The sequence below is a fragment of the Luteimonas terricola genome, from assembly GCF_004352845.1.
Taxonomy (GTDB): Bacteria; Pseudomonadota; Gammaproteobacteria; order Xanthomonadales; family Xanthomonadaceae; genus Luteimonas; species Luteimonas terricola.
Window position 1 is genome coordinate 42,549 of sequence record NZ_SJRX01000006.1, and the last position, 22,799, is coordinate 65,347.

The window sequence follows — 22,799 nt, forward strand, 5'->3', positions numbered from 1 at the left end:
CTGCCGGAGCAAAAATTAAAGTGTTGTTAATAATCGCGGATTCCGTGAAAGAAATCCGGATGAATCAAGGACTTAGAGGTCCTGCTCGTACCGGATGTAAGGCACGGTACCTTCGTCGTTGCGGCCATTGAGGCTGGGCGCGAACGGATTTCGGCCCTTGGTGACGAGATTGTCGGCGCCCACGGTGAGCTGTCCGCTCCAGGGCGTGCGCCAGGTCAGGCCGAGTCCAAGGCCTTCCCACTTGGGCTGGCCGGGGGTCTCGACGACCTGGCCGACGATGCTGGCACCGAAGCGGCCATAGCCGCCGCCGATCGACAGGGTGTGCGAAGTCCAGGCATCGCCGATGCCGAGGTTGGTGGCCTCGGCGGGGGTCATCAGCGTGGCCTTGGCCACGGTGCCGGCAATGGCGACCACGCCCTCGCGGCCGATGTTGTGCTGCGCGAACACGGTCAGGTCGTTGAGGTCGACCGTGGCACCCGCGCCGCGGGAACCAGGGGTCAGCCAGGCGGGGAGCGTGCCGCTGCCGCTGCCGGCGCTGAGGCCCAGCCGGGTGTTCCGGCCGGCCTTGAAGGCCGCCGTGCCGCTGGCATGCGTGCCGCCATCGTCTTCGAAGCTGGCAAGCATGCAGTTGTTGGCGAGGTTGCCCAGGGCACTGGCCAGGCCGGACTGGCGGTCGCAGAACACGCCCAGGGAGTTGCCGGCGTCGATCCCGAAGGCGGCATCGAGCGCGTTGTCGCCGAAGCCCGAAGCGGCGCCGGGGTTGGCCGGTTCAAGCAGGAGCAGGGCCTCGATCTTGCCGCTGGACTGGTTCCACACCGGCAGCACGGCCTGGTCGCGCTTGCCGCCCTGCAACGCCTGCGCATGCGCGCCCGTTGCCACGCCGAGGGCGAGGGCAAGCGTCAGGGACAGTTGTGCAAGGCGCGACTTCATGACGTGCCGATAGACCCCCAGGTTGAGGCGGAAGTTCCGCCCCGATCATGACTTCGACTCTAGTCGATTTATAATTCCTTAACAATCCCCTCGGCGTTCACTGCAGTCCTGCAGGGGGTTCCATTGGGCGCTGGGCCGAGGTGAAGAGATTGTGTATGGCCTCTGCATCGAACAAATAGCCCTGGCCGCAGAACTCGCATCGCACCGTGGCCGTCCCTTCCATCAACGCGGCTTCCGCCTCCTCCCGGCCCAGCGCGGCCAGCATCGCTTCCACCCGGCCACGCGAACATGAACAGGCGAAGGCCAGGGGGCGACCGCCGACCAGCTCCGGCGCCTCCTCGTGGAACAGGCGGTGCAGCAGCGTGGGGCCCGGCGTGGCCAGCAATTCGGTGGTATCCAGGGTCGAGAACAGCGCGCTGGCGCGGTTCCAGCCATCGTCGTCGCCACCGTCGGCGGGGAGCTTCTGCAGCATGAGGCCGGTAGCGTGGTCGGTGCCGGCAGCCAGCAGGATCCGCGTGGGCAATTGCTCGGATCGCGTGAAGTAGCCTTCGAAGGCCTCCGCCAGGACGGGGGCGTCCAGAGGTACCAGGCCCTGGTAGCGGGCGGCGTCGCGGCTGCCGATGCCGGGGTTTTCGATGGTGATGGCGAGCAGGGCATCGTTGCCGAGGTCCTCGAGCCCGCCGATGTCGCCAGCGTCCTCGGCCATGCGCGCCAGGCCGCGCAGGGTGCCGGCCGCGGTGCATTCGGCGAACAGGGTGCGCAGTGCGCCCTCGCCGCGCAGCTGCACCGACAGCCGGCCGTCCACCTTGACGTGGCCGGTGAACAGCGCCGAGGCCACCGCGGCCTCGCCGAGCAGGCCGCGCACCACCGGCGGGTAGTCGTCGCTGGAGGCGATGCGGCGCCAGGTTTCGCCCAGGTGCACGTGCACGCCGCGCACGCCGGCGTGCGGCAGCAGGAAGCGGCTCAGGTGGTCACGGCTTTCGATGGAAGCGGTCATTCGGGATCCGGTGCGATTGTGGCGGGGGCCGGCGGCTGGATAATCGTCGCATCGGCCCGCGCGTGGGCGAACGGTGGAGATGGGGATGGCGCGTGGCAGGAACAAGGACGTGGAGCCGGCATCGTCCCCGGCGCCCCGGCGTCGGCGCAGCCGCTGGCACTGGCTGTGGAAGCTGCCGCTGCTGCTCGCGTTGCTGAGCATCGCGCAGGTGCTGGTGCTGCGCTTCGTCGACCCGCCGTTCTCTTCGTTCATGGCCATCCGCCAGTTCGAGGCGCTGCGTGGCGGCGACACCGGTTTCCGTATCGCCTACGACTGGCGCGACCTGGACCGGATCGCGCCTTCGCTGCCGCTGGCAGCGGTGGCGGCCGAGGACCAGAACTTCGCCAGCCACCGCGGCTTCGACCTCGCGGCGATCGAGCATGCGCTGGAGAGCAACGCCGACGGCGGGCGCATTCGCGGCGGCAGCACGATCAGCCAGCAGCTGGCGAAGAACCTGTTCCTCTGGGGCGGCCGCAGCTGGGTGCGCAAGGGCGCCGAGGCCTGGTACACGCTGTGGATCGAGCTGCTGTGGCCGAAGCAGCGCATCCTCGAGGTCTACGTCAACGTGGCCGAGTTCGGTGACGGCATCTACGGTGCGCAGGCGGCGGCGCGCAGTTACTGGGGCAAGGACGCGGACGCCCTGTCGAACAGCCAGAGCGCGCGCCTGGCCGCGGTGCTGCCGAGCCCGCGACGCTACAGCGCGCACCGCCCCGGGCCCTGGGTGCAGCGGCGCACGCAGTGGATCGAGCGCAACATGCGCAACCTTGGCGGCGAGGCCTGGCTGGAGCGGCTGGAATGATGCCGCGGCGCATGGCCCGCCCGCGCTACGATGACGGCATGACACGCGACAGACTGACCGTGGTGGTGGCGGCCTTCAACGAGGACCAGTCGCTGCCGGAGCTGCATCGCCGCCTGGCCGCCGTGCTGGCCGGACTGGCCGACGACGACGGCGTGGATGGCGGCGTGCTCTACGTCGACGACGGCAGTACCGACGGCACCTGGGGCTTGCTGCGGGACCTGGCCGCGACCGACCCGCGGGTGTCGCTGCTGCGCCTGTCGCGCAACTTCGGCAAGGAGGCGGCGCTGACCGCGGGCCTGGACCGGGTGCTGGACGGCGCCGCGCTGATCCTGGATGCCGACGGCCAGGATCCGCCGGAGCTGATCCCGGAGTTCGTCGCGCGCTGGCGCGAGGGGTATGACGACGTCCACGGCACGCGCCTGGCGCGCGAGGGCGAGGGCTGGTTCAAGCGCGCGTCCGCGCACGCCTTCTACCGGGTGATGCAGCGCCTGTCGAAAACACCCATGCCCACCGACACCGGCGATTTCCGCCTGCTGTCGCCGCGTGCGCTGGCCGCCCTGCGCGAACTGCGAGAGCGTCACCGCTTCATGAAGGGCCTGTTCGGCTGGATCGGCTTCAACCGCGTGAGCATTCCCTACCGGCGCGAGCCGCGGCTGGCCGGCAACAGCAAGTTCAACGCATGGCGGCTGTGGAACTTCGCGCTCGAAGGCATCACCAGCTTCTCGACCGCGCCGCTGCGGCTGGCGACCTACCTCGGCGTCGCCACCGCGCTGGTGGCCTTCGGCTACGGCCTGTGGATCATCATCAAGGCCTTGTTCTGGAGTGACCCGGTCGCCGGCTGGCCGACGATGATGGCGGTGATCCTGTTCCTGGGCGGCGTGCAGCTGACGGCGCTCGGGCTGATCGGTGAATACCTCGGCCGGCTTTACGAAGAGTCCAAGCAGCGGCCGCTGTACCTGGTCGACACCTGGTCGCCGGCCGAAGGGGTATGCTCGGCCATGCCACCCATGATCGAGCGAGGCCGCGATGCGCACGGTGAGGCAGCTGCTGGAGTCCAAGGGTCCTGAGGTCCACGCGATCAGCCCGGATGCGGCGGTGATCGACGCCATCCGGTTGATGGCCGAGAAGGGCATCGGTGCGCTGGTGGTGCTTGAACCCGGAGGCCGGCTCGCCGGCATGGTGTCCGAACGCGACTACGCGCGGAAGATCGTGCTCGCCGGGCGTTCTTCGAGGGAAACCCCGGTGCGCGACATCATGACCGCCGACATCGTCACCGTCGGCCTGGACGACGCCGCGCCGGCCTGCATGCAGCTGGTCACCGAGCGGCGGGTCCGGCACCTGCCGGTGGTCGTGGACGGCGAAGTGGTCGGCCTGGTGTCGATCGGCGACCTGGTCAAGGCGGTGATCGAAGAGCAGCAGTACGAGCTCGATCAGCTGCAGCGCTACATCACGTCCTGAGCCTGTTCTGCTGCGCTAGTGGGCGTACTGCCCACCGCAGTCGCTGTCCTCGCCCGGTCCCAGTTCCAGCGTTGCCAGCAACGCCGCCGGCGGCGCGATGCTGGCCAGCGTCAGCGCGATCGCACCGCGCAGGCCCAGGCGTCCCATGTCCGGACGGAATCCCGGATCACGGAAGCTGCCGTCGACCACCAGCGGCGAGCGCAGCGCGAGGATGCTGCGGTCCTTGGGTCGTGGCTTGAGCACCAGGTCCAGCTGTTCCTCGCCAAGGTCGACCGTGCCCTCGCCGACGATGATCGTGTCGGACGTGTCGAAGGCGAGCGCGCGCGCGGTCATCAGGCCATCCTCGATCACGAAGTCGCCGAACGCACAGTGGATCGCGACCTTGCGATCCTTGCCGATCAGGAACTTCAGCGCTTCGTAGACATCCAGCCCGGCGAGTTCGAGCAGCAGGTTGCTGATCTCGCCGCGGCCCATGCCGAGCACGGCCTCGCCGTCGGCACTGCCGAGCATGCGTGCGATCGAATTGCCGCTGCCGGCGATGTCGATGTCGCCGCTGATCTTCCCGACCGCGTCCTCAACCAGTGCCGAGTCGGGAAACAGCCGGCCGAGCGCGAGACCGCGCACGCGGATGGCGGCATCGGTGCGGATCGCTTCCTGGCGCGCGTCCATGCGGATCGTGGACCGCAGGCGGCCGCCGGCCACGCCGAAGTCCAGCGGATCCAGTCGCAGCAGGCCGGCCTCGAGCATGACGTGCGCGTCCATGTCGTCCAGCGGCCAGCCCGGGGCTTCGATGCGCTGCGCCTTCCAGCGCACGTCGGCATCCATGGTGCGCAGCTTGTGCAGGTCGTAGGGCGTGTCCGGCAGCAGGCGGCCCGCGGCGGCGCGCTCGCCGGCTTCGGCTTCGAGTTCGGCGTTGCCGGTCTCGCCGGCGCCGCTGTCGGGTGCGGCGCCGACAAAGCCGGCGAGGTCGTCGAAGTCGAGCAGCTCGGAATGCAGGTCGCCCTCGAACAGCATCCGTTCGCGGTCGGTGGTGACCTTGGCCGTGCCGCCGAGGTCGCTGTCACCCACCGTGCCGCTGAAGCCTTCATAGCGCCACACCGCGCCGTCGCGGACAAGACGGCCGTCGAGCGCGTAGGGCGGTGTATGCGGCATCGCGATCCCGAGCAGTGGATACAGATTCTCGAGGTCCTTGCCGGACAGCGCCATCTGCAGGTCGAAGGCCGACAGTCCGAGCAGCCGGGTGATGGCGCCGCGGGCGTGCGCATGGGTGCTGCCGGCGGACGCCTTCAGGTTGATCGCATAGGGCGTCCGGGTGTCGCGCAACTCCAGCGGCGAGGCCACGGCACCGGACACCTTGAAGGATTCGCCGCGCCAGTGGCCGTCGCCGCTGAGCGCAAGCGGACGCAGCGACGGGTCGTCGGCGTCCGCGCTGGCCACCGAAATGTTCACGTCGGTCCGGTTCGCGGCATCGACGAAGCGAAGGTGGCCCTTGTCGACCTGGAGGTGGTCGATGCGCGGTCCATCGCCATCACCCGACATGTCGTCGAAACGCCAGTTGCCGCCGTCATCGCCGGTTTCCAGCAGCGCGTCGGGACTGGACAGGCGCAGCCTGGGGATGTGGATGCGGCCGACCAGCAGCGGGAACAGTCGGACATGCAGTTCGAGCGCGTCGGCGCTGGCCATCTCCGGTGTGTCGGACCAGTCGGCATTGCCGAGCGTCAACCGGTCGGCGCGGATCACCGCGGTGCGCCCCAGGTCGACGTCGAGGTTGCCGCCGATGTCGAAGCTGCGGCCGGTGCGGGCGGTGACGACGCGTTCGACCGGACCCTTGAACCAGTTCCAGTCCCAGAGCAGCACCAGCGCGAGCAATGCCACGGCGACGATGGCCACGGCCGTCCGCCAGGGATGGGCGTGGACGGCGATGCGGGCCCTGCGATAGGGCGTGTCCTGCGGCGGGACATCCGTCGGCATGCGCCGGCTCCGGGTGCGGGTGCGATGTCCAGCCTCTGCCGGGCGCGGTCAAACCACAGTGAATGCGTTCGATGGCGTTCAGGCGGGCAGCGTGACCTGCGCCATCACCGCGACGTAATGGCAGACGCTGCCGGCGATGCAGAACAGGTGCCAGATCGCGTGCGAGTACGGGATCGATTCACGGTGGTAGAAGACCGTGCCCAGGGTATAGAACACGCCGCCGGCGACGAGCCAGCCGAATGTCCAGGCGTCGAGCGCGGCCAGCACCGGCTTGATCGCCACCAGCACCAGCCAGCCCATGGCCACGTAGACCAGGGTGGACAGGCGCTTGAAGCGGCCGGTGTAGAACAGCTTGAACACCACGCCGGCCAGCGCCAGCGTCCAGATCGCGGCGAACAGGCTCCACCCCCATGGGCCGCGGAGGCCGATCAGGGTGAAGGGGGTGTAGGTGCCCGCGATCAGCAGGTAGATCGCGCAGTGGTCGAAGACCTTCAGGCGGCCCTTGAGCACCGGGTGCTGGAAGGAGTGGTACAGGGTGGAAGCAAGATAGAGCAGGAGCAGGGACACGCCGAACACGATCGCCGCGCCCAGCTGCCAGCCGTTGCCGTGCAGCGCCGCCAGGGTGATCAGGACCGCGCCGCCGGCGAGCGCGGCGGTCGCGCCAAGGCCGTGCGTCAGGGCGCTGGCCAGTTCTTCGCGCTTCTGGCGCAGGCTCATGGTCGACACGGTGGAATCCCGGGGGGAGGAGCCGGGCCGATCATGCCATGCGTGGGTGTGTTGGCCACGGATTCGCGCGGATCACGCGGATCTGGCCGGGGCGCATCTGCTGCAACTCGCGGAGGGGAGTGGACCAAGGCAAGGAGCAACTCTAGGCCTTGGCTTGATCCGCGTAGACCCGCGCAGATCCGCGTCATCCGTGGTGAAAATCGCTCTTCCGCCTCCCCACCCCGGCGCGTGCAGTCCCGGCTTCCCCGTAAAGTCCCGGCGTCAAGGGGGCTGGTGCTCAGCCGGTGACTTAGGCGTGGGCTTGTTCGCGGGTGGCGTCGAAGCGCACGTCGGGCCAGCGTTCCTGGGCCAGCTGCAGGTTGACGCGGGTGGGCGCCAGGTAGACCAGTTCGCCGGCGGCGTCGATGCCGAGGTTGGTCGCGTTCTTCTCGCGGAACTCTTCCAGTTTGCGCTCGCTGTCGCAGTGCACCCAGCGCGTGGTGACCACGCCGACGGGCTCGAAGATGGCGTCCACGCCGTACTCGGCCTTGAGCCGGTAGGCGGCGACGTCGAACTGCAGCACGCCAACCGCGCCCAGGATCAGGTCGTTGGACATCAGCGGCCGGAAGAACTGGGTCGCGCCTTCTTCCGACAGCTGCGCCAGGCCCTTCTGCAGCTGCTTGAGCCTGAGCGGGTCGCGCAGGCGCGCGCGCCGGAACAGCTCGGGCGCGAAGTTGGGGATGCCGGTGAAGGCGAACTGTTCGCCCTCGGTGAAGGTGTCGCCGATCGAGATCGTGCCGTGGTTGTGGATGCCGATCACGTCGCCCGGATACGCCTCGGCGGCGATCTCGCGGTCGCTGGCCATGAAGGTCAGCGCGTTGGCGAGCTTCATGTCCTTGCCCGTCCGCACGTGGAAGGTTTTCATGCCGGCCTCGAAGCGGCCGGAGCACACGCGCATGAAGGCGACGCGGTCGCGGTGCTGCGGATCCATGTTGGCCTGGATCTTGAACACGAAACCGGTGAGCTTCGGCTCCGCGGGCGCGACGACACGGTCGGTGGTGGCGCGCGGCTGCGGCGGGGGCGCGTGGCGGACGAAGAAGTCGAGCAGCGGCTGCACGCCGAAGTTGTTGACCGCGGAGCCGAAGAACACCGGCGTCTGGCGGCCGGCCAGGTACTCCTGCGCATCGAACGCATGGCTCGCGCCCTGGACCAGTTCCAGTTCGTCGCGCAGGCCGGCAAGCATGTCGGCGCCGATGCGCGCCTCCAGGCCCGGATCGTCGATCGAGGGGAAGATGGTCGAATCCTGGCGGGTGAAGTTGCGGCCCTGTTCGTACAGGTGCACTTCGCCCGTGATGAGGTGCACCACGCCCTTCAGGCGCTTGCCCATGCCAATGGGCCAGGTCACGGGCGCGCACTGGATGCCGAGCACGCTCTCGACTTCGTCGAGCAGTTCGATCGGTTCGCGGCCCTCGCGGTCGAGCTTGTTGATGAAGGTCATGATCGGCGTGTCGCGCATGCGGCAGACCTCCATGAGCTTGATGGTGCGCTCCTCGACGCCCTTGGCGACGTCGATCACCATCAGCGCGCTGTCCACCGCGGTCAGCACGCGATAGGTGTCTTCGCCGAAGTCGGCGTGGCCAGGCGTGTCGAGCAGGTTGACGACGCGGCCCTCGTAGGGGAACTGCATCACCGAACTGGTGACCGAGATGCCGCGCTCCTGCTCGAGCTTCATCCAGTCGGACGTGGCATGGCGGGCGGCCTTGCGGCCCTTCACCGACCCGGCCATCTGGATCGCCCCGCCGAACAGCAGCAGCTTCTCGGTCAGGGTGGTCTTGCCGGCGTCGGGATGCGAAATGATCGCGAACGTACGGCGGCGGGCGGCTTCGGCGGCAACGTCAGGCATGGCGATACGCGCCTTGCTGGCGCCGGGAGTCTGCGGGGAACCCGTGATTATACGGCGGCCATGGGGATCCCAAGAGCATTTTTGCCACGGATGACGCGGATCCGCGCGGATTCACGCGGATCAAGCTGAGAAAAAGGGGCAGGGCGCGCCGATCCGGCTGGCCCCGGCCCGATCCGCGTAATCCGCGTAGATCCGCGGCTGAAAAGCTTCTGCCCCATCCGCGTCCTCCGCGTGAATCCGTGGCAAAAACGCTCTTGCCCTGCTACTCCACCCCCGCCGCAGCCTCGCTGAAGCGCAGGATCCCGCCCGGGCCGAACATCTTGAAGGGCAGGGACGCCAGGCGCAGGCCGCGGTTGGCCTGGACGACGAAGTGCAGGTGCGGGCCGCCGCTGTAGCCGGTGCTGCCCGAGGTGCCGATGCGCTGGCCGCGGCGCACGCGCTCGCCCTGGCGGACCTGCGCGCCGCCAGGTGCCAGGTGGGCGTAGACGGCCATGGTGCCGTCGTCGTGGAGGATGCGGATGAAGTTGGCGCGGTCGATGTCGTCGGGCGAGTCCAGGCCGCCGTCGGCGAAGCCCGCCTCGACCTGCATCACCACGCCGTCGCGCGCGGCCAGCACGGGGGTGCCCTCGGGGGCCGCGAAGTCCACGGCGTGGCGGTTTTCATCGTCGCGGTGGCTGAAAGCGCCGCCCCAGCCCTGGCCGATGCGCAGCGTGCCGGTGGCCAGCGGCCAGGCATATTCGACGTCGCGCGGTCGCGCGCCTGCATGTCCGGGGACGACCTCCAGCAGCAGCTCGGCGTTGGTGCGGTCGACGCGGGCGACCAGGACCCGGCCCAGCGCCGGGATCGTGGCGCGCGCGGGCAGTGCAGGGCGCGCCGCCGGCGTTGTTCCGCGTGCGCGCAGCACGACTTCGATCGGCCCGGAGAGGAGGTTCTGCGCCCAGGCCTCGGGGCCCTGGCCGCGATCGACGATGTCCAGTCGCGCAAGCGGCGCGGGATCCTGGTACGCGTGCCGCTGCGGGTCCTGCGCGTGCGCCATCCCGGTGGCGGTGACCCACGCAAGCACGATGGCGGCGGCGCGCATGCGCATCGTCAGTGCAGGCAGGCGGGGTCCAGGCCCAGCGTGTCGACGATGTCACGCAGGTCGAAAGCCGAAATCGCGCGGTCGTCATGGACGGCGTACAGCACGCCGCCCGGGAAGCGCGGCGTGGCCGCCGCGTGCAGGGCGATGCCGTCGGTGCGCGCGGTGACGTCGCCGTGGAAGCTGCCGACGGGCGACAGGTCGCTGCGATCGAACAGGTGGAACCAGGTCAGCGGCGCCTGCTGGTCGACGGCCAGCCAATAGCCCCCGGTGGCGCTGCAGGCCCAGAGCACGACGCCCTCGGCCTCGCCGGTGAAGGTGCCCTCGGGCAGGCTGCGGCCGGTCCAGCGTCCGTCGAAGCCGTAGACGTGCAGGTTGGACGGGCTGGTCTGGTCCTCTTCGGCGACCAGCAGCCGGTCGTGGGCGGGGTCGCCGGCGATGGACTCGACCATGTTCAGGCGGGCCGGTCCTCCGGTTTCACCGAACGAGCCGAGGTGGGTGGCGTCGAGGTGGCCCTGTTCGTCAAAGCGCAGGCGGTAGCGACGCACGCGCTGGGAGAGTTCCTCCGCGGGCGGCACCACGTCGTGGCGTTCGCCATACATGAAGCTGTCGGTGACGAAGGCCTCGAGCTCACCGGGCGCGGATTCGTGCAGCCAGATGCCATAGGGGCTGCGCAGTTCGTCGGCACCGAAGATGGCTTGCGGCTCGAAGTCGGGCAGCGACAGCAATTGCACGCGATGGTTGTCGCGTTCGACCACGAACAGCAGGTCCCCGAATACGGTCAGGCCGTTGGGGCGCTTGAATTCGCCCGGCGCCTTGCCGCGCGTGCCGATGGTGCGCAGCGGCTCGCCGGTGTCGCCGTCGAACAGCGACAGGCGGTGGGTGGACTTGCCGGTGGCCAGCAGCCAGATCTGGCCGTCTTCACCCACCCAGGTAGCGACGGAATCCAGCTCCTCGCCGCGCACATCCGGCGAGATCCAGGCTTCGGCGACCAGGCTGGAGGCCTCGGCTGCGGGTGCTGCCTGATGCGATGTTGGGGGAGTGCTCGCGCAGGCGGCGAGTACGAGGGCGAACGCGCCCGCAAGGATAGGCTTCGACATGCGCGCATTATGCGGCACCCCTCACTCCGCCAGCGGGGGAAAGGTTCTTGTCATCGCTTCATCGCGATAAAGCGATTGACACGATTCCGGGGCCCTGCCAAGCTGCGCGCATCCATCGAGACCGGCTGAGGGACAGGCCCGAAGAAGCCGGGGCAACTGGATGGGGCGCGAGCCCCGTCCGCTGTGCCAAGTCCTGCGGGGACCTGTGTGTCCACCGGAAGATGGTTGCGGATCGCTTCGCGGCGGTCCGTCGCGTATCGCCGTGCTCGCGCGGCGATACCCGTCCTCCGGCATGCCCCGCGGCATCGATGGCCTTGTCCCTTCCCCGGATATCGCCATGAGCCTCGAAGATCGCGCCGCCGCTGTTGCCCCTCTTGCCGCACCGTTCCCCGTCGCCTGCGACCCGCGGGCCGTTGCCAGCGTCGCCCACGTGGGCCATCCCGCCGTGCGCGGCGACATCGACGTGGTGCTGCCCATGCGCCATGCCGGCACCCGCCGCCTGCGCCTGGCCTGGGAGCTGGCGGGTCCGGAAGGCGCGCCGGTGGTGCTGGTCTCGGGCGGGATCTCCGCCGGCCGCCATCTTGCTGCCAGTGCCTCGTTTTCCGAACGAGGCTGGGCCGAAGCCATCGTCGGCGGAGGCCGCGCGCTGGATCCCTCGCAGCTGCGGCTGCTCGCCTTCGACCACGTTGGCGCCGACGGCACGCTCGACGCGGTGATCGACACCGCCGACCAGGCCGATGCCGCGGCGGTGCTGATCGATGCGCTGGGCATCGCGCGCCTGCATGCCTTCGTCGGCTACTCCTACGGGGCAGCCGTGGCGCTGCAGTTCGCGACGCGCCACGGCGCGCGGCTGGAACGGGTGGTGGCGGTCAGCGGTGCGCACCGCGCGCATCCCTGGGCCGCGGCCTGGCGCGCGCTGCAGCGCAAGGCGGTGGCGCTGGGCGAGTTGCAGTGCGCGGGGGACCAGGGACTGTCGCTGGCGCGGCAGTTCGCGATGCTCGGCTACCGCAGCGGCGACGGCTTCGCCGAACGCTTCGCCGCGCCGGCCGAGGTCGTCAATGGCTGCGTGCGGGTCGCGGCAGAGGACTACCTCGATGCCGCCGGTGCGCGCTTCGTCGCAAGCACGCCGGTGCTGGCGTGGCAGCGGCTGTCGGAATCCCTCGACCTGCACCGGGTGGATCCGGCAGCGGTCCGGGCGCCGGCGACGGTGGTCGCGGTCGAGGGCGATCCGCTGGTGCCGCTGTCGGAAGCGGTCGCGCTGGTGGAAGGCCTGGGCGGCCCGGCCAGCCTGCGCGTGCTGCGCTCGCCGCATGGCCACGACGCCTTTCTCAAGGATGACGGCCGGGTGGACGCGATCCTGCGCACGGCGCTCGGCGAGGAGGTGGCGGCATGAGCGCGCATGATTCCGGCCGCGCTGCCGCCGCGACCCGCGCGGTGCGCGCGGGCATCGACCGCGACGACGCTTTCGGCGCCGTGGTGCCGCCCCTGGTGCTGTCATCGAACTTCAGCTTCGACGGTATCGGCGGCAAGCGCGACTACGACTACACCCGCAGCGGCAATCCCACGCGCGACCTGCTCGGCGAGGCGCTGGCAAGCCTCGAAGGCGGCGCCGGCGGCGTGGTGACCTCCAGCGGCATGGCGGCGATCACCCTGCTGCTGCACGCCCTGCTCGAACCCGGCGATCGCCTGGTGGTGCCGCACGACGCCTACGGCGGCAGCTGGCGGCTGTTCGATGCGCTTGCGCGCAAGGGCCATTTCGAGCTCGTCACCGCCGACCTCACCGATCCGCGCGCGCTGGCCGAAGCGCTGGCCACGCAGCCGAAACTGGTGCTGGTCGAAACCCCGTCCAACCCCCTGCTGCGGATCACCGACCTGCGCTTCGTGATCGAGGCGGCGCACCGCGCGGGCGCCCAGGTCGCGGTCGACAACACCTTCCTGTCGCCCGCGCTGCAGCGGCCGATCGAATTCGGCGCGGACGCGGTGCTGCATTCGACCACCAAGTACATCAACGGCCACAGCGACGTGGTCGGCGGTGCGGTGGTGGCGGCCACGCCGGAGCTGCACGAGCGCTTCACCTGGTGGGCGAACGCGCTGGGCATCACCGGCGCGCCATTCGACAGCTTCCTCACCCTGCGCGGCCTGCGCACGCTCGATGCACGCGTGCGCGTGCACCAGGAAAATGCGGAAGCCGTCGCGCACCAGCTCGACGCGCACCCGGCGGTGGCGACGGTCCATTGGCCGGGCCTGGAGGCGCATCCGGGGCACGCCGTGGCCGCGCGCCAGCAGCGGGGCTTTGGCGCGATGCTCAGCGTCGAGCTGTGCGGCGGCGAGGCCGCGGTGCGCGCCTTCGTCGATGGACTGCGGTTCTTCACCCTGGCCGAATCGCTGGGTGGCGTGGAAAGCCTGGTCGCGCATCCGGCCACGATGACCCACGCGGCGATGACGGCGGAGGCGCGTGCGCGCGCCGGGATTCCCGACGGGCTGCTGCGGCTGTCGGTCGGCATCGAGTCCTGCGCCGACCTGCAGGCCGATATCGCCGCGGCGCTGGAGCGCGTGCAGGTGGTGCCGATCACGGTCGCGCGCCGGCGGGTGGACGAATGACGGCCGTCATCCGGCTTCCGCTGCCGGCCCGTGCCCAGGGGCGCTCCCTGCGCGTCCCGCGGTCCGGGCCGCGCCTCGCCCTGCTGGGTACCGGCACCGTGGGCAGCGCCTTCGTCGAGCGCTGCGAACGCCTGCGCGCGCAGGGCGTGGAGGTTCCCGCGTTCGCATGGCTGTCGAACACGCGCGCGCTGCGCGAGGCCGGCGGGCGCCCGTCGGAGGCGCTCGCCCAGCTCGATGCCGCCGCGCCGGTGCGCCGCGACACCTGGGCGCCTTGGGTGGAAAGCGAGGGCCTGCGCCCGGGCGACGTCGTGGTCGATGCCACCGCCAGCGACAGCGTGGCCGGCTGGCACAGCGAATGGCTGGCGCGCGGCATCCACGTGGTCACTGCCAACAAGCTCGGCAACGGCGGCGAGCTGGTGCGGGCGCAGGCGATCGCGGAGGCGCAGGAGGAGGGCGGCGCGCGCTACGGCGACAGCGCCACCGTCGGCGCCGGATTGCCGCTGCTGCGCTCGATCCGCGAGCTGATGGCCGGCGGCGACCGCATCTGCTCCGTGAGTGGCGTGCTGTCGGGTTCCCTGGCCTGGCTGTTCGACCGCCATGACGGATCGCGGCCGTTCTCGGCCCTCGTGCGCGAAGCGCGCGACCTGGGCTATGCAGAACCCGACCCGCGCACCGACCTTTCGGGCGAGGACGTGCGCCGCAAGCTGCTGATCCTCGCGCGCGCGGCCGGGCTGGCGCTGGAGGCGGGGCAGGTGCAGGTCGATTCACTGCTCACCGACGCGCTGGCGTCGGCAGAGGCGGGCGAAGTCGATGCCTTGCTGCCTTCGCTCGACGCGCCGCTGCACGATCGCCTCATGAAGGCCGGTGCCGGTGGCGCGCGGCTGCGCTTCGTCGGCGGCTTCGACGGCGAAGGAGCGCGGGTGGGCCTGGATGCGCTTCCCGCCTCGCACCCGCTGTGCGCGGGGGGCGGTACCGACAACATCGTCGCGATCGGCAGCTGCCGCTATGCCCAGCAGCCGCTGGTGGTCAGGGGGCCGGGTGCGGGTGCGGACGTCACCGCGGCGGCACTGCTGGACGACGTGCTGGCGATCGTCCATCGCTGAGTCGGCACGCCCAGCGCCAACCTCAGCACTCGATGACGTTGACCGCCAGGCCGCCGCGCGAGGTTTCCTTGTACTTGTCCTGCATGTCGCGGCCGGTGTCGCGCATGGTCTTGATCACTTCGTCCAGCGACACCTTGTGCTTGCCGTCACCGCGCATGGCCATGCGCGAGGCGTTGATCGCCTTCACCGCGCCCATGGCGTTGCGTTCGATGCAGGGGATCTGCACCAGGCCGCCGATCGGATCGCAGGTCAGGCCGAGGTTGTGCTCCATGCCGATCTCGGCCGCGTTCTCGATCTGGCTCGGGGTGCCGCCAAGCGCCGCGGTCAGCCCGGCGGCGGCCATCGAGCAGGCCACGCCGACCTCGCCCTGGCAGCCGACCTCGGCGCCGGAGATCGATGCGTTTTCCTTGTAGAGGATGCCGACCGCGGCCGCGGTGAGCAGGTAGTCGAACATGCCCTGCTCGCTGGCGCCCGGGCAGAAGCGCTCGTAGTAGCGCATCACCGAGGGCAGGATGCCGGCGGCGCCGTTGGTCGGCGCGGTGACCACGCGGCCGCCGGCGGCGTTCTCTTCGTTCACCGCCAGCGCGTACAGGTTGACCCAGTCCAGCGTGGTCAGCGGATCGCGCATGCCGGCTTCGGGCCGCTCGGACAGTTCCGCGTACAACGCCGGCGCGCGTCGGGAAACACGCAGCCCGCCGGGCAGGGTGCCGCCGTTGGCGATGCCGCGCTGGATGCAGGACTGCATCGCGTCATGGATTTCGCGCAGGCCCGCGCGGACCTCGTCTTCGCTGCGCCAGCAGAGCTCGTTGGCCATCATCAGCTGGGCGATGCTGAGGCCGTGTTCTTCGGCCTGCGCCAGCAGCTCGTCGCCGCTGCGGAACGGGAACGGCACCGGCGTGGTGTCGGCGACGATGCGGTCCTCCGCGGCCTCGTCCTGGTTGACCACGAAGCCGCCGCCGACGGAGTAGTAGTCGCGCGTGGCGATCACCTCGCCGCCGGCATCGTAGGCCGTGAAGCGCATGCCGTTGGTGTGGTGCGGCAGCTTCTGGCGCTTGTTCATCACCAGGTCGCGCTTCTCGTCGAAGGGCACCACGTGGCGGCCGAGGAGGCGGACCTGCTTCTCCCCGCGGATGCGCTCGAGCGCGGCCGGGATGATGTCGGGGTCGATGGTGTTCGGATGCTGGCCCTCGAACCCCATCAACACGGCCTTGTCGGTGCCGTGGCCACGGCCGGTCATCGCCAGCGAGCCGAAGACCTCGGCGCGGACGCGGGCGACGTCGTGCAGGCGGCCGGGTTCGTCGAGCCAGTGTTCGACGAAGCGCGCCGCGGCGCGCATCGGGCCCACGGTGTGGGAGGAACTCGGCCCGATGCCGATCTTGTAGAGGTCGAACGTGCTGACGGCCATGGCGTCCCGGAAAGGCTGGGTGAATTGCCTATGATAGCTCCCGGCCCGACCCCCGCCCCCCGCATGGGCGCAACGCTGCGAAGCTTCCTGCGATGACCCTGACCCTGTTCCAGCGCGACGACTGCCACCTCTGCGACCTGGCCCTGGAGGTGCTGGCAGCGGCGCGGGTGCCGGAGTTCGAGAGCGTGTTCATCGATGGCGACGCGGCGCTGGAAGCGGGGTATGGCGAGCGGGTGCCGGTGCTGCGCGACGATGCGCACGGGCGGGAGCTGGACTGGCCGTTCGATCAGGGAAGGCTGGAGGAGTTCTTGCTGGGTTGATCGGGGCTTTCCGGCAAGCTTCGCCCCCATCTGCCCTTCGGGCATCTTCCCCCTACCGCACCGCTTCGACCTCGATCCGGACCTCCACCACATCCCCGATCATCGACCCCCACGCGGTGCTGCCGAACTCGCTCCGGCTGAGCGTGGCCGTTGCCGAGAACCCCACCGTGCTCCGGAACGGGGGCAGGGGATGTCGCCGTTCGGCATTGCGCACGGCCTCCAGCACGACCTCGCGGGTCGTTCCGCGCATCGTCAGCTCGCCGTGGATGCGCGCCTGCCCGGCGTCCAGCGGTTCGACGCGGGTGGAGCGGAAGCTGGCGACAGGGTGGCGCCCGGAGTCGAGCAGTCCGCTGGCGGCGACCGCGCGGTTCCAGGCCCCGTCGCCGAAGTCCAGCTGCGACAGCGGGATCTCCGCCACCACGTGCGCACCCTCCCAGGAGCCTGGCACCAGGTGCAGCGTGCCGGTGGTGCCCGACACGGTACCGATGGCCTTGGAGAATCCGGCGTGGTCGACCGCAATCGCGATCCGCGTGTGCACAGGGTCCAGCGCATGGACCCTGGCTTCCGGGTGCGGTGCCGGCTGCAGGGCCGTCTCGGCATCAGCCGGCAGCGCGCCGCGCGTTGCCAGCTGCGAGCACGCGCCGGTCAGCGCGCACAGTGCGAGCAGTGTGGCTGCGCGCAGCGATGGCCGGTGGCGGATGGTGCGCATGGCGTTTCCCGGATGCGGCCGAATGGGCGCTCGGCCCGATTCTAGGCGCAGACCGTGGATGGTGAAACTTGCGCCAGCGCCGCGGCGTTGCGACGATGCCCGCGGGGTCGAGCAGTGCCTTGGCGCTGCGGGCGACATGGGGAGTTCGATGCGGCGCTGGGCGATGCATTCCTGGCTGTGGCTGTTCTGCATGCTGGCAGGTGCGGCCGGCGCGTCCGTGCCGCAGCTGCCGCAACCGCGCCAGGTCAGCGTGTTCGATGGCCTGCCGTCCAACCGCGTCAACGCCATCGACGAGGACCGGCAGGGCTATCTGTGGATCGCCACCCGTGACGGCCTTGCGCGCTACGACGGCGTCGGCTTCCGGATCTGGCGCGTCGGCGACGGCCTGCACGACAACTTCGTGTGGTCGGTGCACGTGGACGCCAGGGACCGGGTCTGGATCGGCACATCCACGGCCGGCCTGGCCATGCTTGATGCCGACCGCGAACAGTTCACCTGGTACGACCGCGCGACGCAGCCCGAGATGGCCAGCGACGACGTCTGGTCGATCAATGGCACGCCCGACGGCGATATCTGGTTTGGCACCTCCAACGGCGGGCTGCACAGGCTCTCGCCCGACGGTCGGCTGCAGCGTTACCAGCACGACCCCGACGACTCCGGCAGCCTGCCGTCCGATGGCGTCTCGCACCTGGTGGTGGATGGCCGCGACGGCACGCTGTGGGTCGGGACCAAGGGCGGCGTCGCGCGGTGGAACGGGGACGGCTTCGACCGGCTGCCGGCGGAAAAGCTCGGCACGCTGATGGTCGATGGCATGGCCCTGGACGAGGCCGGCAGCCTGTGGATGGGCATCCACGGCGCCGGCATGGTGCGCCACGCCGACGGCCGCATCGAGCAACTACCGTGGGCCGACCCGGCGCTTGGCGATCTCGCGCTGAACATGCTGCTGCAGGATTCCCAGGGTGCACGCTGGCTGGATACCCGCAGCGGCCTGGCCTGGGTCAACAACGGCCAGGTTGCGCACGTTCCGCTGTACAGCAACACCAGCCGCGGCCTGGTGCGCCCGGCCTGGTCGAGCGCCTACGAGGACCGCGAGGGCGGCCTGTGGTTCGCCAGTGCGGACTCGGGCCTGTGGCACCTGCCTGCCAACTGGCGCAACTTCACCGTGCTGCAGCGGCGCCTCAACAATCCCGATTCGTCCGCCAATGCCTTCGTCTACAGCGCCGCGCCGTCCACGGCCGGCCCCGGGGGAGGTCTGTGGCTGGTCGGCAGCGGAGGCGTACTCGACCACCTGTCGCCGGAGAGCGGGAAGATCGAACACCGGCTGTCCGCGGCCTGCGGTGCGCTGTTTGTCACCGGTGTCATCGAGGCGCGCGACGGTGGCGTCTGGCTGGGCTGCCAGGATCAGCTGGTGCGCTTCGATCCGGACACCGGGAACGCGCGCCGCTGGTATGCCGATGGCAGCGATGACGCCGCGCCGCCGGGCCGCATCGCCCAGTTCGTCGAGCAGCGCGACGGCAGCCTGTGGCTGGCCAGCCACCAGAGCATCCAGGTGCGCGACGCCGGGGGGCGGGTGCTCGACACCATCCACCGCGGCGACGGCCGGGGCCTGGCTGCGGCGGCGATGGTCGAGCACCTCGTGCGCGCGCCCAATGGTGGCGTGTGGGCGGCCACCACCCACGGCCTGCTGTCCTGGAACGACGGCGCACGCAGGCTTGAACCCGTGCCCGGCGCCCCGGAAGCCGCCGTCTACAGCGTCGACTTCGGTGCCGACGGCATGGTCTGGCTGGCCGGCTACGGTGAACTCGGGGCCTATGCCTGGAACGGAGAACGGCTTGACCGGCAGCGCAGCGTGGGTGCCTCGCACGGCATGCCCATGGTTGCACCCGGCGGGGTGGTGGTCGACGCGACCGGCATGGTCTGGCTGACCACCGTGCGCGGGCTGGTGCGTTTCGATCCCGGACGCGACCGGCTGCGCGTCTACGGCGTCCACGACGGGCTGCCCAGCCACGAGTTCAGCGAGTATCCGGTGGCGGTGTCGGCACAGGGATACGTGGCCGCCGGTACCGCGGACGGCCTGCTGCTGTTCCAGCCGCAGCAGGTGCAGTGGAGTCAGAGCACGCCGACGCTGGCGATCGAATCGGTCGAGCTGCGTCGCGGCGACGAACGCCTGGTGCTGTCGCCCCAGGGCCAGCTGTCGCTGCGCCATGACGATCGCGACCTCCACGTCGTGGCCCGGCTGCTGTCGTTCACCGATGCCCACGCACACCGCTACCGCTTCCGCCTGCACGGTTACGACCCCGGCTGGGTCGAGACCGGCGCCAGCGGCGAACGCGTGTTCGCGCGGCTCGCGCCGGGAAGCTATCGGCTCGACGTGCAGGCCCGCACCGCGGACGACGAATGGACGCCGGTGCAAAGCCTGCGGCTGGCCGTGGAGCCGCCCTGGTGGAAGGCATCCTGGGCGGTGGCGATGTTCGCCGTGGCCTGCGTGCTGCTCATGCTGTGGGTCGTGCACCTCTACCGCATACGCCTGAAGCGTCGCCACGCCTGGCAGCTCAACAAGCAGAAGCGCGAACTCGCCGAGCAGGCCTCGGAGGCCAAGACGCGCTTCCTGGCCACCCTTGGCCACGAGGTGCGCACACCGATGACCGGCGTGCTGGGCATGAGCGAGCTCCTGCTGGATACCGGCCTGGACAAGCGACAGCGCGGCTATGCCGTCGCCATCCGCCGCGCCGGGGAACACCTGATGCGGCTGGTGAACGATGCGCTCGACCTGGCGCGGATCGAGGCCGGCAAGCTGGAGCTCGTGGCGCAGCCCTTCGACCTCGCGGCCGTACTCGACGAGGTCGGCGGCCTGGTGGAGCCAATGGCCCGGCAGCGTGGCCTCGGGTTCCGCTGCCACGTCGATGCGCAGACACCGCGCTGGCTGCTTGGCGACGCCGGGCGCGTGCGCCAGATCCTGCTCAACCTGCTCGGCAATGCGGTCAAGTTCACCGAGGAGGGCAGCGTCTCGATGCAGGTCGCGCCGATAGCCTCGGGCGGCGTGCGCCTGGTGGTGTCCGACACCGGTCCGGGTCTCAACGAAGAGCAGCAGGCGCACCTGTTCCAGCGCTTCGAGCAGGCCGATGGCGCGCGCACCGCGGCGCGCTACGGCGGCAGCGGCCTGGGCCTGGCGATCTGCCAGGAGCTGGCGGTGGCGATGGGCGGTCGCATCGAACTCGACAGCACGCCGGGGCATGGCACGGACTTCACCGTCGACCTGCCGCTGCCGGCGGCGTCGCCCCCGGTGCAGACTGCGGTCGCGACCCTGGTCCCCAGGCGCGATCCGACCGGCGGACTGTCGCTGCTGCTGGTCGAGGACGACGCCACCGTCGCCGAGGTCATCACCGGCCTGCTGCGCGCGCAGGGCCACGATGTGGTCCATGTGCCACACGGGCTGGCCGCGCTGACCGAAGCGGCGAATGCGGTGTTCGACATGGCGCTGCTCGACCTCGACCTCCCGGGCATCACCGGCCTGGCGCTTGCGAGGCAGCTGCGTGCGGGAGGGTTCGACGTGCCACTGCTCGCGATCACCGCCCGCGCCGACGCAGAGGCCGAGCCGCTGGCGCGCAGCGCGGGCTTCGACGGATTCCTGCGCAAGCCGATGACCGGTGCGATGCTGGCCGAAGCGATCGACGCGCTGCGACCCGGGGCGGTGGAGTGATGACGATGGGGACGAGCGCCCGGAAGGCGATTCTTGCGGGACTGGGACTGATGGCGTTCGCGGTCACGGCACAGGCTGCACCGGACGCTGGTGAAGCATCCGGGCCTTTCCTCGGCGGCTTCCTGAAGGAGACGCGCATCGTCTATCCGCTGCAGCTCGGCGAATGGGAGGCAGTGGGTGAACAGTTGTACGACGCCGTCGAACTGGGCGCTTCGGTGCGTTACCAGTCGGGCGACAGCCTGGATCGCTGGATCGACGTCTACTTCTATCCCGTCGGCGTGGTGCCCGGTTCACATCTCCAGCAGGCCGCGCTGGCCACGCTGCAGGACATCGAATCCAACGTCGGCAGGCCGGGCGGCTACGTCGATGCCGAGCTCGGGGAGCTGCGCCGCTTCCAGGTGGGGCGGGTCGACGACAAGGCGGAGGCGATCCCGGCCCTGTCGGCCGACATGCGCCTGGTGCGCGAAGAGGGCGACTACCACTCGGCGGTGACGCTGCTGATCGACCGCCTGTACTACGTGAAGGGGCGCTACAGCGTTGCGGCTGGCGCAATGGATCGCAGCGCGGTCCGCGGCGCGCTGGAGGCCTTCATCGCCGAACTGGTCAGCGGGACCTACATCGGCAGCACAGGGAGCTGCTGGTCCCCGGCACCGGTCGAAGCGCCGCCGGCAGGCGCCGCCGTGCCCGCGGAGTCGCGGTTGTCGATCACGTCCGAGGGCGGCAACGGCCGCCTGTACCCGGGCTGCGTCGGCGCCGAGCCACACAATCCCGACGTGCCCGAAGGCCACCGCGAAATCCGTTTCGAGTACCGCGCGCCCGGCGACGTGCGCGGTGACGGCAGTCGCAGGCTGCTGCCGCCACGGGCCGGCCTGGGCTGACAGGCCGACCCGTACGACCGCTCAGCGCCGGCTGTGCGCGTGCACCTCGTCGACCAGCACGCGCACGTGCTCCGGATCCATGTCCGGCGACATGCCGTGGCCGAGGTTGAAGACGTGGCCCTCGCGCGAGCCGCCGTTGCCGTCCCGGTAGCTGTCGAGCGCGCGCCGCACTTCGCTGCGGATCGCATCGGGCGAGCCGTACAGCGTGGTCGGGTCGAGGTTGCCCTGCAGCGCGACCTTGCCGCCGGTGCGCTGCGCGGCCTCGCCCAGTTCGATCAGCCAGTCCACGCCCACGCCTTCGGCGCCTGAATCGGCCAGGTCTTCCAGGTACGCGGCATTGCCCCTGCCGAACACGATCAGCGGGGTGCGTTCGGGGCCTTCGCCACGCTCCAGCTCGCGTGCGATGCGGGTCAGGTAGGGCAGCGAGAACTCGCGGTACATCGCCGGCGACAGCACCCCGCCCCAGGTGTCGAACACCTGCAGCGCCTGGGCGCCGGCCGCGCGCTGCGCGGCGAGGTAGGCGATCACCGCATCCGTGTTGACCGACAGCAGCGCGTGCAGCGCCTTGGGGTCGTTGTGCGCCATCGCCTTGATGATGGAGAAGGCCTTGCTGCCGCCGCCTTCGACCATGTAGCAGGCCAGCGTCCACGGGCTGCCGGAGAACCCGATCAGCGGTACGCGGCCGTCGAGCTCGCGGCGGATCACGCGTACCGCGTCGGTCACGTAGCGCAGCTCGGTCTCCATGTCCGGCACGCCGAGCTTTGCGATCGACGCCGCGTCACGCAGCGGGCGCTCGAACTTCGGGCCCTCGCCATCGACGAAGTACAGGCCCAGGCCCATGGCATCGGGAATGGTGAGGATGTCGGAGAACAGGATCGCGGCGTCGAGATCGAAGCGCTCCAGCGGCTGCAGCGTGACCTCGCAGGCAAGTTCCGGGTTCTTGGCCATCGCCAGGAAGCTGCCGGCCTTCGCACGGCTGGCGCGGTACTCGGGCAGGTAGCGCCCGGCCTGGCGCATGAGCCATACCGGCGTGCAGTCCACGGGCTCGCGGCGCAGGGCGCGGAGGAAACGGTCGTTGCGAAGGGTCTGGGGCAATGCTCTGG

The 22,799-nt window shown here is 70.3% G+C and carries 19 protein-coding genes and 1 riboswitch; of the genes, 9 read left to right on the plus strand and 10 right to left on the minus strand.

Annotation, left to right across the window (positions count from 1 at the left end):
* Positions 1 to 72: 72 nt before the first annotated feature.
* Positions 73 to 930 carry an XOO1806 family protein gene (locus E2169_RS10015; RefSeq protein WP_132986473.1) on the minus strand — a complete coding sequence of 286 codons (858 nt, stop codon included), beginning with the start codon at positions 928 to 930 and terminating at the stop codon, positions 73 to 75.
* Positions 931 to 1,027: 97 nt separating this feature from the next.
* Positions 1,028 to 1,915 carry an Hsp33 family molecular chaperone HslO gene (hslO, locus tag E2169_RS10020; protein ID WP_188726169.1) on the minus strand — a complete coding sequence of 296 codons (888 nt, stop codon included), beginning with the start codon at positions 1,913 to 1,915 and terminating at the stop codon, positions 1,028 to 1,030.
* 97 nt (positions 1,916 to 2,012) lie between these two features.
* Here hslO and mtgA point away from each other — a divergent pair, with 97 nt between their 5' ends.
* The 3 genes from mtgA to E2169_RS10035 are packed head-to-tail and all read left to right on the plus strand — an operon-like array spanning position 2,013 to position 4,223.
* Positions 2,013 to 2,765 carry a monofunctional biosynthetic peptidoglycan transglycosylase gene (gene mtgA, locus E2169_RS10025; RefSeq protein WP_165942396.1) on the plus strand — a complete coding sequence of 251 codons (753 nt, stop codon included), beginning with the start codon at positions 2,013 to 2,015 and terminating at the stop codon, positions 2,763 to 2,765.
* 38 nt (positions 2,766 to 2,803) lie between these two features.
* Positions 2,804 to 3,832, plus strand: coding sequence for a glycosyltransferase family 2 protein (locus E2169_RS10030; RefSeq protein ID WP_132986476.1), 1,029 nt, complete (start codon positions 2,804 to 2,806; stop codon positions 3,830 to 3,832).
* Complete coding sequence (locus E2169_RS10035; protein ID WP_132986477.1) at positions 3,792 to 4,223, plus strand: CBS domain-containing protein; 432 nt, start codon at positions 3,792 to 3,794, stop codon at positions 4,221 to 4,223. Before E2169_RS10030 ends, E2169_RS10035 begins: the two co-directional genes overlap by 41 nt.
* 15 nt (positions 4,224 to 4,238) lie before the next feature.
* Here E2169_RS10035 and E2169_RS10040 read toward each other — a convergent pair whose 3' ends face one another.
* The 5 genes from E2169_RS10040 to E2169_RS10060 form a co-directional block, all read right to left on the minus strand.
* Positions 4,239 to 6,194 carry an AsmA family protein gene (locus E2169_RS10040; protein WP_132986478.1) on the minus strand — a complete coding sequence of 652 codons (1,956 nt, stop codon included), beginning with the start codon at positions 6,192 to 6,194 and terminating at the stop codon, positions 4,239 to 4,241.
* 78 nt (positions 6,195 to 6,272) lie between these two features.
* On the minus strand, positions 6,273 to 6,911 hold the full coding sequence (trhA, locus tag E2169_RS10045) for a PAQR family membrane homeostasis protein TrhA (RefSeq protein ID WP_132986651.1): 639 nt from the start codon (positions 6,909 to 6,911) through the stop codon (positions 6,273 to 6,275).
* 298 nt (positions 6,912 to 7,209) lie between these two features.
* On the minus strand, positions 7,210 to 8,802 hold the full coding sequence (locus E2169_RS10050) for a peptide chain release factor 3 (protein WP_132986479.1): 1,593 nt from the start codon (positions 8,800 to 8,802) through the stop codon (positions 7,210 to 7,212).
* 262 nt (positions 8,803 to 9,064) lie between these two features.
* Positions 9,065 to 9,883 (minus strand): M23 family metallopeptidase, encoded by an 819-nt coding sequence (locus E2169_RS10055; protein WP_279432754.1) that lies wholly within the window; start codon positions 9,881 to 9,883, stop codon positions 9,065 to 9,067.
* An 8-nt stretch (positions 9,884 to 9,891) separates the two neighbouring features.
* Complete coding sequence (locus E2169_RS10060) at positions 9,892 to 10,980, minus strand: NHL repeat-containing protein (RefSeq protein WP_132986481.1); 1,089 nt, start codon at positions 10,978 to 10,980, stop codon at positions 9,892 to 9,894.
* A gap of 109 nt (positions 10,981 to 11,089) precedes the next feature.
* A riboswitch (SAM riboswitch) is annotated at positions 11,090 to 11,208 on the plus strand.
* Positions 11,209 to 11,317: 109 nt separating this feature from the next.
* On the opposite strand from E2169_RS10060, the gene metX reads away from it, so the two are divergent.
* The 3 genes from metX to E2169_RS10075 are packed head-to-tail and all read left to right on the plus strand — an operon-like array spanning position 11,318 to position 14,684.
* Positions 11,318 to 12,373, plus strand: coding sequence for a homoserine O-succinyltransferase MetX (gene metX / locus E2169_RS10065; RefSeq protein ID WP_132986482.1), 1,056 nt, complete (start codon positions 11,318 to 11,320; stop codon positions 12,371 to 12,373).
* On the plus strand, positions 12,370 to 13,581 hold the full coding sequence (locus E2169_RS10070; protein ID WP_132986483.1) for an O-succinylhomoserine (thiol)-lyase: 1,212 nt from the start codon (positions 12,370 to 12,372) through the stop codon (positions 13,579 to 13,581). Before metX ends, E2169_RS10070 begins: the two co-directional genes overlap by 4 nt.
* Positions 13,578 to 14,684: a homoserine dehydrogenase family protein gene (locus E2169_RS10075; RefSeq protein WP_132986484.1), complete on the plus strand. Its 1,107-nt coding sequence runs from the start codon at positions 13,578 to 13,580 to the stop codon at positions 14,682 to 14,684. The genes E2169_RS10070 and E2169_RS10075 overlap by 4 nt, the downstream gene beginning before the upstream one ends.
* A 22-nt stretch (positions 14,685 to 14,706) precedes the next feature.
* On the opposite strand, the gene E2169_RS10080 is transcribed toward E2169_RS10075, so the two are convergent.
* A complete protein-coding gene (locus E2169_RS10080; RefSeq protein ID WP_132986485.1) occupies positions 14,707 to 16,089 on the minus strand; it encodes an L-serine ammonia-lyase in 1,383 nt (460 codons plus the stop codon).
* Positions 16,090 to 16,181: 92 nt separating this feature from the next.
* On the opposite strand from E2169_RS10080, the gene E2169_RS10085 reads away from it, so the two are divergent.
* A complete protein-coding gene (locus E2169_RS10085; protein WP_132986486.1) occupies positions 16,182 to 16,409 on the plus strand; it encodes a glutaredoxin family protein in 228 nt (75 codons plus the stop codon).
* 52 nt (positions 16,410 to 16,461) lie between these two features.
* Here E2169_RS10085 and E2169_RS10090 read toward each other — a convergent pair whose 3' ends face one another.
* Positions 16,462 to 17,118 carry a YceI family protein gene (locus E2169_RS10090; protein ID WP_229659162.1) on the minus strand — a complete coding sequence of 219 codons (657 nt, stop codon included), beginning with the start codon at positions 17,116 to 17,118 and terminating at the stop codon, positions 16,462 to 16,464.
* Between the two features lie 163 nt (positions 17,119 to 17,281).
* Between E2169_RS10090 and E2169_RS10095 the strand changes: the two genes are divergently transcribed.
* Together E2169_RS10095 and E2169_RS10100 are read left to right on the plus strand one after the other, a co-directional pair.
* Positions 17,282 to 20,818, plus strand: a complete 3,537-nt coding sequence (locus E2169_RS10095) for a hybrid sensor histidine kinase/response regulator (protein ID WP_132986487.1) — start codon at positions 17,282 to 17,284, stop codon at positions 20,816 to 20,818.
* 50 nt (positions 20,819 to 20,868) lie between these two features.
* Entirely contained in the window at positions 20,869 to 21,696 is an 828-nt protein-coding gene (locus E2169_RS10100) for a hypothetical protein (RefSeq protein WP_132986488.1), read from the plus strand.
* A gap of 21 nt (positions 21,697 to 21,717) precedes the next feature.
* On the opposite strand, the gene hemE is transcribed toward E2169_RS10100, so the two are convergent.
* Positions 21,718 to 22,791, minus strand: coding sequence for a uroporphyrinogen decarboxylase (gene hemE, locus E2169_RS10105; RefSeq protein WP_132986489.1), 1,074 nt, complete (start codon positions 22,789 to 22,791; stop codon positions 21,718 to 21,720).
* Between the last annotated feature and the right edge of the window lie 8 nt (positions 22,792 to 22,799).

Coding starts and splice junctions, on each gene's coding strand:
- E2169_RS10070 (WP_132986483.1), top strand. CDS start 12,370: ATGAGCGCGCATGATTCCGGCCGCGCTGCCGCCGCGACCCGCGCGGTG.
- E2169_RS10080 (WP_132986485.1), bottom strand. CDS start 16,089: ATGGCCGTCAGCACGTTCGACCTCTACAAGATCGGCATCGGGCCGAGT.
- E2169_RS10060 (WP_132986481.1), bottom strand. CDS start 10,980: ATGTCGAAGCCTATCCTTGCGGGCGCGTTCGCCCTCGTACTCGCCGCC.
- E2169_RS10040 (WP_132986478.1), bottom strand. CDS start 6,194: ATGCCGACGGATGTCCCGCCGCAGGACACGCCCTATCGCAGGGCCCGC.
- E2169_RS10090 (WP_229659162.1), bottom strand. CDS start 17,118: ATGCGCACCATCCGCCACCGGCCATCGCTGCGCGCAGCCACACTGCTC.
- E2169_RS10035 (WP_132986477.1), top strand. CDS start 3,792: ATGCGCACGGTGAGGCAGCTGCTGGAGTCCAAGGGTCCTGAGGTCCAC.
- E2169_RS10075 (WP_132986484.1), top strand. CDS start 13,578: ATGACGGCCGTCATCCGGCTTCCGCTGCCGGCCCGTGCCCAGGGGCGC.
- trhA (WP_132986651.1), bottom strand. CDS start 6,911: ATGAGCCTGCGCCAGAAGCGCGAAGAACTGGCCAGCGCCCTGACGCAC.
- E2169_RS10055 (WP_279432754.1), bottom strand. CDS start 9,883: ATGCGCGCCGCCGCCATCGTGCTTGCGTGGGTCACCGCCACCGGGATG.
- E2169_RS10095 (WP_132986487.1), top strand. CDS start 17,282: ATGCATTCCTGGCTGTGGCTGTTCTGCATGCTGGCAGGTGCGGCCGGC.
- E2169_RS10050 (WP_132986479.1), bottom strand. CDS start 8,802: ATGCCTGACGTTGCCGCCGAAGCCGCCCGCCGCCGTACGTTCGCGATC.
- E2169_RS10100 (WP_132986488.1), top strand. CDS start 20,869: ATGGCGTTCGCGGTCACGGCACAGGCTGCACCGGACGCTGGTGAAGCA.
- E2169_RS10015 (WP_132986473.1), bottom strand. CDS start 930: ATGAAGTCGCGCCTTGCACAACTGTCCCTGACGCTTGCCCTCGCCCTC.
- mtgA (WP_165942396.1), top strand. CDS start 2,013: ATGGCGCGTGGCAGGAACAAGGACGTGGAGCCGGCATCGTCCCCGGCG.
- E2169_RS10030 (WP_132986476.1), top strand. CDS start 2,804: ATGACACGCGACAGACTGACCGTGGTGGTGGCGGCCTTCAACGAGGAC.
- metX (WP_132986482.1), top strand. CDS start 11,318: ATGAGCCTCGAAGATCGCGCCGCCGCTGTTGCCCCTCTTGCCGCACCG.
- E2169_RS10085 (WP_132986486.1), top strand. CDS start 16,182: ATGACCCTGACCCTGTTCCAGCGCGACGACTGCCACCTCTGCGACCTG.